Raw genomic sequence first — 13959 nt, forward strand, 5'->3', positions numbered from 1 at the left:
TATTTAAATTATCAAAAAATGAAATTGCATTTCAAAAAATGAAACCGTTAGGAGTGTCATAATGGTTCAAAAAGTTTTAGAAGTAGACGAGCTAAAAGTTGGAATTAAAGATGAAGATAATCGGAAGATAGCCATTGTGAATGGAATAAGTTTCCACCTCCATAAAGGTGAAACACTTGGAATTGTTGGAGAATCGGGCTGCGGAAAAAGTATGACGTCTCTTTCATTAATGGGTCTTTTACCTCCAGGCGTTGAGAGGCTTGAAGGAAATATTCGCCTCGGAAGCCTAAATTTCAAGGATTTCGCCAAGAAGGATTGGAGGAAAATCCGTGGGAAAAAGATTTCGATGATTTTCCAGGAGCCAATGAGCTCATTGAACCCGGTCCACAGGATTGGGGATCAAATAAATGAAATGGTTTTAAACCACGAAAGCATCTCGAAAAAAGAGGCGAGAGGCCGCGCTTTGGAAATGCTTAAACTTGTCGGTATCCCAAGACCGGAACAAGTACTGAATGAATATCCTCACCAGCTTTCTGGAGGGATGCGTCAAAGAGTGATGATTGCAATGGCTCTTTCCTGTAATCCGGAAGTCCTTATAGCAGACGAGCCTACAACGGCTCTCGATGTAACAATCCAGGCGCAAATCTTAGAATTAATGAAGAAATTGCAAGAACAGCTGCACATGTCCATTGTTCTTATCACTCATGATCTTGGGGTTGTAGCGGAGATGTGTGACAGAGTGATTGTCATGTATGCGGGAGAGGTTGTAGAAGAGTCGCAAGATGTTGATCTTTTCGATCATCCTCGGCACCCTTACACGAAAGGGCTTCTAGCCTCATTGCCGGATATTAATGAACAGAAAGAATATCTATCTTCCATTCCTGGAATTGTTCCAGCTCCGGGTAAAATGCCTGCCGGTTGCAGGTTTGCACCAAGATGCTCATTTGCGCATGAAAGATGTAAAGAAGTTCCTCCGTTATTTGAAATGGATAATGGTTCAAAGGTGAAATGCTGGCTTTATGAACATGGTGAGTCGGAGGTGACCGCAACATGACAGCACTGGACAGTAACGTATTATTAAAGGTTGAAAATCTGAAAAAACACTTTCCTATTAAAGGAGGAGTGTTCGGAAATAAAACTATGAAACATGTGAAGGCAGTAGATGGAGTCTCTTTTGAAGTAAAGCAAGGTGAAACCTTTGGGATTGTTGGAGAGTCAGGCTGCGGAAAAAGCACCACGGGCAGAACCATTCTCAGACTTCTTGAACCAACCGAGGGAAATATCTTTTTTCAAGGGAGAAATATCGCTGAACTTAATAAAAGTGAAATGAGACTGTTAAGGAAAGATATCCAAATTGTGTTTCAAGATCCTTTTGCTTCCCTTAATCCCCGAATGAAAGTCAAAAACATTATTGAAGAACCGCTTATTAATTTCGGTGTTACTGACCGCGATGAGCGGGAAAAAAGACTCTTGGAAGTGGCTGATCAAGTTGGATTAACGGCAGCCCAGCTTACACGTTTCCCGCATGAATTCTCGGGTGGTCAACGCCAGCGGATAGGTATTGCAAGGGCACTAATCTCAAAGCCAAAACTAATTATTGCTGATGAGCCTGTTTCAGCATTGGATGTTTCGATTCAGTCACAGGTTTTAAATTTAATGAAGGACTTACAAAAAGAATTCGGGCTCACCTATATCTTTATCTCACATGATTTAAGTGTTGTGAAACATTTCTGTGATCGGATTGGAGTCATGTATCTCGGTAAGATGGTAGAAATTGCTGAGAAAAACAGTTTATATAATGAACCGTTGCATCCTTATTCAGAGGCGCTCCTATCAGCACTGCCTAGTCCGCATCCTTTGCATAAGAAAAAGAGGATCATTTTAACCGGGGATGTCCCAAGTCCGTCCAATCCGCCTAATGGCTGTACATTCCATCCACGATGTTCTTCTTGTATGGATATCTGTAAAACAGAACGGCCATCATTACAGGCCATCCGTAATAACCACGCAGTTTCTTGCCATTTGTACGAAGGGGCCGAAAAAAATCAGAAACAACTGGTGACTTCGCATGAGTAAAACATTAGAAAAAGCTTTGAATTTACTAGATTATTTTACAGAAGAGAAGCCTTATTGGCGGCTTGACGAAATATCCAACCATTCAGGAATACCAAAAGCAACAGCCTTTCGCTTATTAAGAACGTTTACTGAACTTGGATATTTGCAGCGAATAACGTTTCAGCAAGATGGTTTAGTGGTTGATGGCGAAAGCTACGGATTAGGCCTGAAATTTCTTGAAATGGGAGAAAGAGTGGCAGAAAGATTTGAAATTCGCCGGGTAGCTCTCCCTTATATGAAGAAACTTCAGGAAACATTTAATGAAGCCGTGCAGCTAGTCATCCGCGATCAATATGAAGGTGTCTATATTGAAAAAGTGGAAAGTACGCGGCCTGTTCGCCTTTACACAAAAGTTGGCCGGCATGCTCCACTTTATGCGGGTGCGTGTACGCGCATGCTTCTCACTTTTTTGCCGGAGGAAATGATAGAAAAGGTATTGGAGAAACCCCTAACTAACTATGCTAGTCAAACGCCGAAAACAAAAGAGGAAGTGCTTAAGCTAATTGCACAGACAAAGCTAGAAGGGTTTTCATACAGCGATTCTGAGTTAGAAGAAGGTACAGTATCGATTGCCGTCCCTATATTTGACCGGTCTGGTTCGGTTCCGTATTCAATTAGTATTGCAGGATTTTCCACTTCATTTCCAAGGGAAAAGATCCAGCCTATTCTGGGTCCGCTTTGGGAGGCTGCTGCAGGGATTTCAAAAGAAATCGGTTACAACTATCCATATCCATATGGAGAAAAAATAAAAATAGAACAATAACAGGAGGGAAACAGGGAATGAAAAAGAAATTTTCAGCATTATTTGCACTATTTTTGGCCTTTACACTCGTTCTTACTGCATGTTCAGGCGGCGGGAAAGATGAGGCTAGCACAAGCCCAAGTAAGAGCAGTGGAGAAAATCCGGCAAAAGACCGCGGCAATGAAATCGTTATTGGTGTTTCTGGCGATCCGCAAAACTGGGATCCAATTGATACATTTCTTTTAGATTGGAGTACAATTGCCACTTCCGTATTTGAAGGACTTGTAGACCGTAATTTGGATTTAGAACTGCAGCCAGGTCTTGCTGAGAGCTGGGAGTATTTAGATGACAAAACATTGCAATTCAAGCTTCGTCAAGGTGTTAAGTTTCATAATGGAGAACCGTTCAATGCTGAAGCTGTCAAATTTACTTTTGATCGTTTGCTAGGTGAAGAAGGTCAAAAAGGACCGCAATATTCGAACTATACATCTATTGACAAGGTTGAAGTTGTTGATGAATTCACAGTGAACTTTAATTTAAAAAATTCAGATCCTGTTCTATTAACGAAGCTGGCTGGATACGGGGCAGTCATTGTACCGCCTCAGTATATACAGGAAAAAGGGGACGAGAACTTCAACAACAATCCAGTAGGAACTGGCCCTTTTAAAATGACTAGCTACAAACGTGACCAAGAAATTGTTCTAGAAAAGAACGCTGATTACTGGAAAGAAGGATTACCAAAGCTAGACAAAGTTGTGTATAAAGTAATTCCTGAAGCATCTACAAGATTAGCAGAATTGCAAACAGGAAAAATTGACATTATGAAGCGTGTAGAGGTAGCACAGGCTGAAACAGTAAAAGGCACTGATTTCTTAGAATTAAAAGATGTTGGTACACCAACCGCCTTCTCTTTACGATTTGATGTGTCAAAAAAACCGTTTGATAACAAACTTGTTAGACAGGCAATCAACTATGCGGTGGACAAGCAGGCGATCATTGACGAAATTCTTGGCGGGTACGGAAAACCAATCAGTACGTTCCAAAGTGAGCTTTCTTTCGGAAACAACCCTGACTTAAAGCCATACCCTTATGATCCTGAAAAAGCGAAAGAGTTATTAAAAGAAGCTGGAGTACAAGAAGGAACTGCCATTGACCTATTCATCCCTGGTAATGATGGAAACTTTAAAGAGATCTCTCAAGCTGTTTCATTCTTCTTAGAGGAAGTAGGCTTAAAGGTAAATATTAATAGTGTTGATAATACAACATTAATTTCAGATTTAATTCCAAACGCTAAAGCTGGTCATATGTACCGTCAAGGATGGGGCGGATGGACACTTGATTTCGATAACACAGCTTATTTAATGTATTACGAAGGTGAACAATGGAATCCGTCTTACAAAAATGAAACGGTTGAAGAGCTTCTTCGCAAACAGCGTTCGTCTATCAACCAGGAAGAACGTGAAGCAATCTTCAAGGAGCTAACAGAATTACTTTATGATGAAGCACCTGAACTGAATTTATATTCAGCTGTTGATTTATATGCAGTAAACAAGAGAGTTCAAAACTTCCAGCCTCCGCATGAAGATCGTATGCGACTAGAAGAGGTTTCTGTTAAATAAAAAACAGATTCTGTGTATGCAAGTCTTTGACAGAAAGAGATAGTATGAATCTCATGCTATCTCTTTCTTTTAATCTATATCATCCAAACTGTTTTAATTGAACAATAAACACGCCTTCAAGGGGGGACAAAAATGATAGCTTATGTTATTCGAAGATTGTTTCACACCATTTTAGTTATTTTCGCCATATCGTTAATTATCTTCTTCTCCATTCGGCTGACTGGGGACCCTGTTTCTGTCATGTTCCAGGCAGGGGAGCCTACAAAAGAGGCGATTGCCGAGGTGAGAGCCAATCTTGGACTAGACAAACCGCTGTATGTACAATATGGGATATTTTTGAAGGGGCTAATTACGTTTGACCTTGGTGAATCTTTCAGGAGCGGAATGCCTGTAATGGAATTAATCAAGGAACGGATTGGTGCTACGTTAGCTCTTGCTTTTGGCGGAATGGCTGTTGCAATTATTATTGCGTTCCCAGTAGGTATTTTATCAGCAGTTAAACGAGGAACGGGTGTTGATTTCTTTGGGCGTATTTTTTCACTAATTGGGATTTCCTTTCCTAATTTCTGGTTAGGTATTATGCTCATCCTTATTTTTGCAGTAAACCTGAAATGGCTGCCGTCCTCTGGCTTTGAGGGCTTCAAGCATCTTATTCTCCCTTCTATTACATTGGGTATGATATTATCAGGGATTTTGGCGAGACTAGTCCGATCCTCTATGCTGGAGGTATTAAATAAGCAATATGTGTCAACCGCAAAATCGAAAGGAATAAGTGATCTGGCTGTTATCATAAAACACGCCTTCCGCAATGCATTATTGCCTACTGTTACATTTATTGGCCTTCAATTTGGTGCACTTCTAGGAGGAACAGTTATTGTTGAACAGATTTTTTCTTGGCCGGGAATTGGCCGGTTAATTATTGATGCCATCAATCAAAGGGATTATCCGGTTATTCAAGGCGGAGTTATTTTTCTAGCAATTGTTATGGTAGTAGTCAATCTGATTATTGATTTAAGCTACACGTTTATTGATCCGAGAATAAAAATCGGGGGGAGTGGCCGTTCATGACATCCTTACAGCTCGAACAAACACCAGAGCAGCAAGTAAGCCCCAAAAAATCATTATTAAAACGGTTTTGGCGCTTTATTAAAAAAAATCCTGCCGGGTTTGCTGGAATCATCCTTGTCGTTCTAAGCTTATCGGCAGCACTCTTTGCCCAATGGATTGTTCCATTTGACCCATCAAAAGCAAGCTTGACATCCCGACTTGCTCCGCCATCTTGGGCAGATGAAACAGGCAAGTCTGTTTATTTTCTTGGCGCAGACCAAGTTGGCCGGGACTTGTTTAGCCGCATCATTTACGGGGCGAAAATTTCATTAATGGTTGGATTTTTCGGTGTTTTAATCTCATTGGTTATTGGCACTGTCCTTGGGCTTATTTCAGGCTACTTTGGAAAATGGCTAGATGATTTCATAATGCGTGTGGCAGATATCCAATTGGCCTTTCCGTTTATTTTGTTTGCCATTGTCGTTATGAGTGTGCTTGGTACAGGAATTTGGAAGATTATCATCATTCTCGGGTTAACATACTGGGTAGGTTTCGCCCGGTTAATCAGGGGAGAAGTAATTTCCTTGAAAGAACAAGAATATATTCATGCGGCTAAGGCGATTGGTGGAACTCACTTTACTATAATCTGGAAGCATATCTTGCCAAATGTGTTATCCTCGATTCTCGTACTAGGAACGATGTATATTGCAGAATTTATTTTATTGGAAGCTTCACTAACATTCTTAGGTTTGGGAGTGGACCCAACCATTCCATCTTGGGGCGGAATGCTTGCAGATAGCCGAAACTATGTCACGACTGCTTGGTGGACAGCTACTTTCCCTGGTATTGCCATTATGCTGACCGTATTGGGTTTTAACTTATTAGGAGATTGGCTCAGAGATAAATTCGATCCAAATATGAAATTGTAGGTGAGGACAAGTGAAGAATATTCTTGCGCTTTGGTCGAAAGAAGGTCTATTGCGTGATAAAAATGGCGATGGAGTTGTTGATAGTACTTCGATTTATATTAACTTGCCCGAACATCTTGTCCCAGAAGGTTTAATAGACTTCTGTGGCCGGTTAGGGTTTGAAACAACATCCCTCTCCTTCCATTTCTTTGAAAAAAGTGATAAAGCTATTCAAATGGATTTTGAACACTCGGAATTATTCACAGCAATAAGGGTAGAGAATCAGCATCTTGTTGTCAGCTATAAAGATGAAATAGAGCTTTCGACCTTGCTTAAGCTTCTAGCCTCCATGGAACCTGAATTAATAACTGAGAAAAGTTCTAGAATTGAATTGAAAGATGGCAGACTTTATAGCGGGCAGACAATTATTCCGACTTTAGCTGTTAGAAAAGATTGTCATAATACTTATCCTAAAATTAATAGTTTAGCGGACTTTTGGAGCTTCTCTGGTATAGGAAAGATCAGTGAGGCGTCCCCTTCTAAAGCATTCAGCATGAATATTGACGTTGAAGACTTATTGTGGACACCTGAACTTTTGCGTGAGCTTTGTCATTTAGCTGCTAGGGGAGCTATGTATTCTACCAAAATCGAGTTTCCTATTACAGGAAATGCAGATGCCGCTTTACAGTTTCAAGTGACGGAAGGTTCCAATATGATGTTAGAACTGCCGTATCCGAATACTTTACGTTTAGCAGGGAATAAAACTAACCTTCCGGCTGCCATTTATCATCTTGCACGGGCAAAACATTGGAGTGAGGGAGGGGAATTTGGATACTGGGAGCAGGAGCATAAATTATCTCAAAAAACAGAGCCCTCGCTTTTGTTTGAAATGAATTGGACAGATGAATGGGAAGCGGACAGAGCTTTTGAGGTTTTAGCAAATGAAAAAGACCTTGAAGGTGCAAATATCGAAATCTATTTATCAGAACCACTGGAAGTTCGAAAAGCCTTAGAGAAAGAGTGGCAGCTTCATTTTCCCCAAATAAAATCCATAACTATTCGCTCTGCTTTCAAAACGGGATTTCATTGGTTTATTGAGGAAGTTTTGCCGGAATTTATAGACTCAGAGATACAAGATGAAGGAATTCAAGGCATTGAAATAAAAGTTCAAAAACAAGCAGGTAAAAATGCACTTGAATTGCCTATTCGCTGGATTCAGGAATTGTATCCCCTTGACAAATATATAGAAAAGGAAATCGGCCTGAAGGCCGAGTTGGTTCAATATGCGTTAGAGGATGGCCTTGAACACACCTATGAGGTCTATCGAATTGGCAAGTTAGGTGAAAAATATTTAATGGGGTATTTGGACGTACCTGTTTCAAAGCTCCCATATGTAGACGAAAAGCATAGTGTTTATCCAAGTTCAAGCGCTGTACGAATACTGAAATTTGGGGAAGAACCAATTGAACATATTGTTCAATCCGACAGGGAACGCTTTTATCGTTTCTATATGCTCGAAGTGCTGCCTAGTCTTAGGCGTGAGGTTTCTAGTTATCGTCCCGGCCAAGGGCATAACCGCCCACTATTTGACCGGATAGAAATAGACGTATGGATGAGTGAGGAAGAAAGAAAATTATCCATTGATGAAGAACGTGTATCCTCCCTTGAAGCATTGCATGAGGATCTTTATTTTAATACACTGGACTACTTTGCCCATATGGGACTAGAGCTTGAAGGGAAGTCATTTGACGCTCCCGGCGGAGTTCACCCGTTTATGCATGTAACGTATAGAGAGAAGCCTAGGGCGCTAATTCGAGTCTATAGCTGGGAAGATAAACAAATAGAGCAATGGACAACGACATCTATTCAGTTTAATCGTGAAGGACATTTTTTTAAGGCTATCATGACAAATGGGCATGAGGAAATAACACGTCCAGTAGAAGCTTTTGAACTTCCTTCACAGCATATTCATAAGGATGTGCAAGATTGGATCAGCCATCAGAGTCAGTATCGGATTTTGTATCCCGACCATTCTTACCGTGGTCATGCAATTCCTGTTTTTGAATGTTTCCTTGATGCAGGTGAAGAGTTTTATTCTACTTTGAAAATGTCTCTATTTAAGAAAACCATTTTTATTGAGGCTGGCCACCATGCCAACGAGGTTTCGAGTACGCCTGCTGTATTAAAATTATTAGAACGGGCCGACGGGCATTTTGATCATTTATTAAAGGATATGAACATTGTTATTCTCCCTCTAGCAAATCCTGATGGGTACGAATTAATGCTAAAACTTACGGAAGAGCACCCGGAATGGAAGCACCATGCAGCAAGATATAATGCAGTGGGCTTGGAATATTCTCTCGTCCGTTTCCATGAAACTGTATTTGGTGAGGCAAATATATATCCAGAGATTTTGCGAAGATGGGCCCCGGATATCATCATTGATGATCATGGCATCCCTTCACATGAATGGGTCCAGCCTTTTGCGGGTTATAATAGCCCGCCGCGCTTTCCTGTCTCATATTTTCTGCCAAGTGCGAAAATATACGGAATTGGAAGATTATCAAAAGGAGAATTCCGGCCAACGCATGAAGTAAATTTAGATGTGATTGCTAATCGAATTAGCCATTGGATCAAAGGTACAAAGATTGAAGAGGAAAATCAGTACTGGAAGGAACGCTTTAAAAAGTACGGCAACCAATGGCTGCCAAAAGTTTTTCCAATCGAAGAGGTTCCCGGTATTCATTTTTATCGGCAGTCGGATGTTGCCCCAAGCTATTCAACAATCGGAATTACAAGATACCCTGAGTGGATTGCAGCTGAGGTTATCTCTGAAGCTGCGGATGAAACTGTGTATGGTGAGGTTCTCGAAAGCTGTATTGAAGCACATATTTTATTTGACTTAGCCATTTTGGAGGCTCTTCAAAAGGCAGAGATTGATGTGGAACGCCATAACAAGAACGGGCTAGGATTAGAACGGAGACGCCCACTTCGACTTTCATAAAGAGAGGGAGTTTTTCTATGAAAACATTATTACTCACTGGATTTGAACCGTTTTTAAAGTTTTCTATTAACCCAACAATGCGTATTGTTGAAGAATTGCATGAAAAAGAGGTTGGAAATTACAAGATTCATAGCGAGGTTTTAACCGTTGATTTCAAAAATTCTGGAAAACAGCTTTTAGCCCATTTAGAGAAAATTCAGCCGGACGCTGTGATTTCATTAGGATTAGCAGGAGGGCGCTATAAAATAACACCCGAACGTATTGCCATTAATGTGAATGACGGCGAGCCAGATAATAGCGGCAATATCCCAGTAGATGAAGTCATACAGGAGGAAGGAGCAGACGGCTACATGACAACCCTTCCTATACGGAAGATGGTGAATCGCCTGATAGAGGAAGGGCTTCCAGCAGAAGTCTCTAATACGGCTGGGACATATCTTTGTAATCATGTAATGTATCAAAGCCTGCACTTTGCGAGCCTGAATAAACGTCAAATGCCTTCCGGTTTTATTCATATACCTGCATCCCATGAGCTGGCAATCCAGCACGGAAAGATTCCGAGCTGGTCTCATGAAGATTTGAAAAAGGCCATTCTCACTTGTATTCAAGTGTTATCTGAAAATGAGTAATCTGCAAAAATATATTCCCGAAGCAATGGTAACTGGAGAGAATAGCATTCGGTTTTGCTTCGGCCAAAATATTGATAGTGAGACTTTTCAGAAGGTACGAAAATTTTGTATGACTGTTGAACGAGATTCAGGGTCATTGATCGAAGAGGTAGTCCCAAGCTATCACGCGGTTACCGTTTATTATAAAAAGGAAATGAAAAATCCCAACAATGATATAAAACGTCTGCTAACGAAATGGGAGCTTTGCAGTGTAGAGGAAACGGAGAATAAAATAAGAAAGCTGCATATTCCGGTATGCTATGATGACGAGTTTAGTTTAGATATAGAAAGAGTAATGAAACACACGCAATTAAGTAAGGAAGAAATTATCTACCTGCATGCTCATCAAACATATACCGTTTATATGATTGGTTTTTTACCCGGTTTTCCCTATTTAGGCGGATTGAATGAAAAATTAGCAACGCCAAGGCTGGATACTCCCCGTGCGAAGGTTTCAAAAGGGACAGTAGGCATAGGAAATAATCAGACGGGGATCTATCCGTTAGAATCTCCTGGTGGGTGGAATATAATCGGGAGAACACCGCTTGGTCTGTATTTACCTGACCGTTCGGAGCCGTTTTTTATTCAGGCTGGCGATCAGCTTGAATTTTTGCCCATTTCAATGGCGGAGTATGACAAGATCAAGAAGCGATTGGAAGAGGATCCAGAAGAGATAAAATCATTTATCATGGATTAGCGGAACAGCCCATGGAAATGGCGTGACCCGATAAAGTTTAATAATGCAATTTATAGCAGAGTTTTCTTATTAGGAAATGACCTTAGTTTATTCAATAACGGCTAGCAGATAAAAATTTTCTTATAAAAAAGGAGGTGCCGTTATGCGCATAGATTTAAATGCTGATGTCGGAGAAAGCTTTGGAACTTTTAAGATTGGTGAGGATAACGAGCTCTTTCCTCATATAACATCAGCAAATATTGCATGTGGTTTTCACGCTGGTGATTTTAACGTCATGCAAGAGACTGTGAAACGAGCAAAGGAACATGGGGTTGGAGTTGGTGCTCATCCAGGCTATCCAGATCTTCAAGGTTTTGGGCGTAGAGTATTGCAGATGGCACCGCGTGAAATTTACAATTGTGTAGTTTACCAAATTGGCGCACTTCGTATTTTTTGTGATATTCACGGTGTTCCACTTCAGCATGTGAAGCCCCATGGGGCCCTTTATAATGCAGCGGCAGAAAACACTGTTGTTGCAGAGGCTGTCGCAGAAGCTGTTTATGATTCTGCAGCTGATGTTTATTTATTCGGATTAACTAATAGTGAATTAGTAAAAGCTGGACAAAAAATTGGTTTGAAAACAGCTTCCGAGGCCTTCGCGGACCGGGTATATACGGATGATGGACGTTTGTGTTCAAGACTTTTACCGAATGCAGTGCTGAATTCATTCGATGATATTCTTGGACAAGTAAAGGAAATCGTGTTTAACAAGAGGGTCAAAACACAATCAGGTCAATGGCTGCCAATGAAGGCGGATACGATTTGCTTTCATGGCGATGGAGAAAATGTTGCCCATCATACAATGTTAATTCGAAAAGCTTTGGAAGAAGCCCGGATCCTTGTTGAATCTATAGGGAAAGAAATATGATTCCACTATTTAAAGTGAGGAAAGCGGGAGTATATGGGTCAATTCAGGACCAAGGCCGAACTGGCTATAGACGGTTTGGTGTTCCAGTATCTGGTGCTATGGATTTCCATGCTTATAAAATGGGGAACTATATTTTAGGTAATGATTTCAATGATCCTGCATTAGAGTTTTTTTTAGGTGGACTTGAGTTAGAAGTTCTCACAGACCATAGAATAGTGATTACGGGTGCTGATTTAGGAGGATTGCTTGATAGTGAACCTACACCATATTGGAAATCCTTTAATATTTTTAAAGGACAGATCCTGAAATTAACTCAACCCATTCGGGGGACTATTACGTATATCATTCCTGAAGGCGGCTTTTATGCTGAAGAACTATTAGGCAGTGCATCTACTTATCCAAAAGGTCAGCTAGGCACTCAGCTAAAAAAGGACATGATTTTATATGCTAGCAAAGAAAAAACTAACAGATTTCAAAGTAGCCTTCGACCAAGCGATATTCCCGCTTATTCTAAGGAACTTTGCGTTAGGGTTTGGCCGAGCCCACACCTAAATCGATTCCGCGAAGAAAGTGTTTATGAATTTTTCAAGTCAACATATTGCATAAAGGTTGGAGACAGAATGGGCTATCTCCTTGAAGGACCTCCTCTTTCATTTATTAATGGAAGCGACATCCTATCCGAAGCAACACAATTTGGTACAATTCAAGTTCCTAATAATGGTCAGCCAATCATATTAATGGCAGACGCCCAAACAATTGGAGGCTACTCAACAATTGGCAAAATAGTAAAAAAAGATCTCTGGAAAGTTGTCCAGCTTCGTAGAGGCTGTAAGATTAAATTCGAAATGCTTGAATAGTTGGCGGTGCACTGTCACCGCCAGAATTTAGTTTTACAGCATAAGAAGGAAATTGAAATTGCAGGAAGATAACTTAAAAGGGGAATTTTAAAGGTTATGGGGAAAGTCATTAATCAAACGATTGATTGAACAGGCGCAAACGGTTGCTGCACAAGGGCTAGGGTCAAATTAATTAAACGTTTGATTGATATGTATGTTCGTATTGGGATCCCATTTCCAAGTTCCAAGGGAAAGCCATTAATTAAACGATTGATTGAGGCACAAACTGTTGCCGCAAGGGCTAGCGGTAGTTTAATCAAACGTTTGATTGAAATAAATGTCCATATTAAACTAAACCTCAATATTAATAGGTTTATCTAAAATTGAGGAAAAGCCATTTCGTTCCTTTCCCCTTTCTATGTCAAAATAAATTGTATTTAATAGACAATAAAGCAGGGGTTTTTAGTTGAGTGCAAGAGGTAAATGATCACGGCGAAAATATACTGTAATTATCGAAAAGTATTTTTGAGCCCACAACTGATGGCAGTAAATCGCATAAATCTCCAAATTTAAATTGTATTCACGGAAAAGAGGAATTAAAAGCCGGTAAGTCTCCCAAATTTACATGGATTCATAAAAAAGCAGAAACAAAGCCCCGAAAGCTTCCCAATTCTTATAATCGCCACAGAAAACTGTAAACAAAAGCAGGTAAGCCTCCCAAATTTACAGAAATCCATAAAAAATCAGGAACAATTCGTTGAATTCTGAATGTTCATGTTTTATACTGTAACCTAACTAATGATCATTAGGTGATGAAAATGACGAAAAACAAAATTAAGGATGCAGCACTAACACTTTTTTCAGTTAATAGCTATGAAGAAACAACTCTGGCTAAGATTGCAGAAATGGTAGGGATTAAAACTCCTTCCATTTATGCGTTTTATAGCAATAAGGAAGATTTATTTTTAACTGTGCTTCATGAAGTATTTAGCCATCACTTTCAATATATTCAGGACATCTCGGACAGCATATCCAATGATACTGCAGAGAGGAAATTATTTACCATTCTACAAGAAATGCATTATTACCATCTGAAGGAAGAGGAGAAAACAAACTTTTATAGGCGATATATGCTTTTTCCGCCGAAAGGATTAGAGAGTAGGGTTCAGGAGGAATTTTTAAAATCTGATCGTTTTTTAGCAAACTTATTGAATAAGATATTTACTTCTGCTATCCAGAAGGGTGAAGTAAGAGAAATTGAGGTTAAAAGTTTAACAGCTAGTTTTTTATGTTTAATGGATGGCTTATTTACACAATTATTTTATTACCCAAAGGATATTGAGGCACTTGAGTGGCGGCTTAAAACGAACTGGAAAATCTATTGGGAAGGCATATCTAAATAATCAACGGGGGATG

At 40.1% G+C, this 13959-nt stretch carries 12 protein-coding genes; all 12 read left to right on the plus strand.

The window, feature by feature from the left end; all coding sequences use genetic code 11:
• The first annotated feature begins 61 nt into the window (after nucleotides 1–61).
• Nucleotides 62–1054, plus strand: a complete 993-nt coding sequence (locus V7164_RS01170) for an ABC transporter ATP-binding protein (protein WP_335353239.1) — start codon at nucleotides 62–64, stop codon at nucleotides 1052–1054.
• On the plus strand, nucleotides 1051–2076 hold the full coding sequence (locus V7164_RS01175; RefSeq protein ID WP_335353240.1) for an ABC transporter ATP-binding protein: 1026 nt from the start codon (nucleotides 1051–1053) through the stop codon (nucleotides 2074–2076). The genes V7164_RS01170 and V7164_RS01175 overlap by 4 nt, the downstream gene beginning before the upstream one ends.
• The gene (locus V7164_RS01180; RefSeq protein WP_335353241.1) at nucleotides 2069–2878 is read left to right on the plus strand and encodes an IclR family transcriptional regulator; all 810 of its coding nucleotides are present in this window, start codon (nucleotides 2069–2071) and stop codon (nucleotides 2876–2878) included. The genes V7164_RS01175 and V7164_RS01180 overlap by 8 nt, the downstream gene beginning before the upstream one ends.
• A 17-nt stretch (nucleotides 2879–2895) precedes the next feature.
• Nucleotides 2896–4476: an ABC transporter substrate-binding protein gene (locus V7164_RS01185; RefSeq protein WP_335353242.1), complete on the plus strand. Its 1581-nt coding sequence runs from the start codon at nucleotides 2896–2898 to the stop codon at nucleotides 4474–4476.
• Between the two features lie 132 nt (nucleotides 4477–4608).
• Complete coding sequence (gene nikB / locus V7164_RS01190) at nucleotides 4609–5544, plus strand: nickel ABC transporter permease (protein WP_335353243.1); 936 nt, start codon at nucleotides 4609–4611, stop codon at nucleotides 5542–5544.
• Complete coding sequence (locus tag V7164_RS01195) at nucleotides 5541–6452, plus strand: ABC transporter permease (protein WP_335353244.1); 912 nt, start codon at nucleotides 5541–5543, stop codon at nucleotides 6450–6452. The genes nikB and V7164_RS01195 overlap by 4 nt, the downstream gene beginning before the upstream one ends.
• A 10-nt stretch (nucleotides 6453–6462) precedes the next feature.
• Nucleotides 6463–9435 (plus strand): M14 family metallopeptidase, encoded by a 2973-nt coding sequence (locus V7164_RS01200; RefSeq protein ID WP_335353245.1) that lies wholly within the window; start codon nucleotides 6463–6465, stop codon nucleotides 9433–9435.
• 17 nt (nucleotides 9436–9452) lie between these two features.
• Nucleotides 9453–10064, plus strand: coding sequence for a pyroglutamyl-peptidase I (locus V7164_RS01205; RefSeq protein ID WP_335345176.1), 612 nt, complete (start codon nucleotides 9453–9455; stop codon nucleotides 10062–10064).
• On the plus strand, nucleotides 10057–10800 hold the full coding sequence (gene pxpB / locus V7164_RS01210) for a 5-oxoprolinase subunit PxpB (protein ID WP_335353246.1): 744 nt from the start codon (nucleotides 10057–10059) through the stop codon (nucleotides 10798–10800). The genes V7164_RS01205 and pxpB overlap by 8 nt, the downstream gene beginning before the upstream one ends.
• Before the next feature lie 142 nt (nucleotides 10801–10942).
• Nucleotides 10943–11707, plus strand: a complete 765-nt coding sequence (locus V7164_RS01215) for a LamB/YcsF family protein (RefSeq protein ID WP_335353247.1) — start codon at nucleotides 10943–10945, stop codon at nucleotides 11705–11707.
• Nucleotides 11704–12564 carry a biotin-dependent carboxyltransferase family protein gene (locus V7164_RS01220; protein WP_335353248.1) on the plus strand — a complete coding sequence of 287 codons (861 nt, stop codon included), beginning with the start codon at nucleotides 11704–11706 and terminating at the stop codon, nucleotides 12562–12564. Before V7164_RS01215 ends, V7164_RS01220 begins: the two co-directional genes overlap by 4 nt.
• 797 nt (nucleotides 12565–13361) lie before the next feature.
• Entirely contained in the window at nucleotides 13362–13946 is a 585-nt protein-coding gene (locus V7164_RS01225; protein ID WP_335353249.1) for a TetR/AcrR family transcriptional regulator, read from the plus strand.
• The last annotated feature ends 13 nt before the right edge of the window (nucleotides 13947–13959 follow it).

The sequence above is a fragment of the Bacillus sp. JJ1474 genome, from assembly GCF_036965225.1.
Lineage (GTDB): Bacteria > Bacillota > Bacilli > Bacillales > Cytobacillaceae > Cytobacillus.

Bases quoted from the DNA above. Each gene is read 5' to 3' on its own strand.
- V7164_RS01170 (WP_335353239.1), top strand. From the start codon at position 62: ATGGTTCAAAAAGTTTTAGAAGTAGACGAGCTAAAAGTTGGAATTAAA.
- V7164_RS01175 (WP_335353240.1), top strand. From the start codon at position 1,051: ATGACAGCACTGGACAGTAACGTATTATTAAAGGTTGAAAATCTGAAA.
- V7164_RS01180 (WP_335353241.1), top strand. From the start codon at position 2,069: ATGAGTAAAACATTAGAAAAAGCTTTGAATTTACTAGATTATTTTACA.
- V7164_RS01185 (WP_335353242.1), top strand. From the start codon at position 2,896: ATGAAAAAGAAATTTTCAGCATTATTTGCACTATTTTTGGCCTTTACA.
- nikB (WP_335353243.1), top strand. From the start codon at position 4,609: ATGATAGCTTATGTTATTCGAAGATTGTTTCACACCATTTTAGTTATT.
- V7164_RS01195 (WP_335353244.1), top strand. From the start codon at position 5,541: ATGACATCCTTACAGCTCGAACAAACACCAGAGCAGCAAGTAAGCCCC.
- V7164_RS01205 (WP_335345176.1), top strand. From the start codon at position 9,453: ATGAAAACATTATTACTCACTGGATTTGAACCGTTTTTAAAGTTTTCT.
- pxpB (WP_335353246.1), top strand. From the start codon at position 10,057: ATGAGTAATCTGCAAAAATATATTCCCGAAGCAATGGTAACTGGAGAG.
- V7164_RS01215 (WP_335353247.1), top strand. From the start codon at position 10,943: ATGCGCATAGATTTAAATGCTGATGTCGGAGAAAGCTTTGGAACTTTT.
- V7164_RS01220 (WP_335353248.1), top strand. From the start codon at position 11,704: ATGATTCCACTATTTAAAGTGAGGAAAGCGGGAGTATATGGGTCAATT.
- V7164_RS01225 (WP_335353249.1), top strand. From the start codon at position 13,362: ATGACGAAAAACAAAATTAAGGATGCAGCACTAACACTTTTTTCAGTT.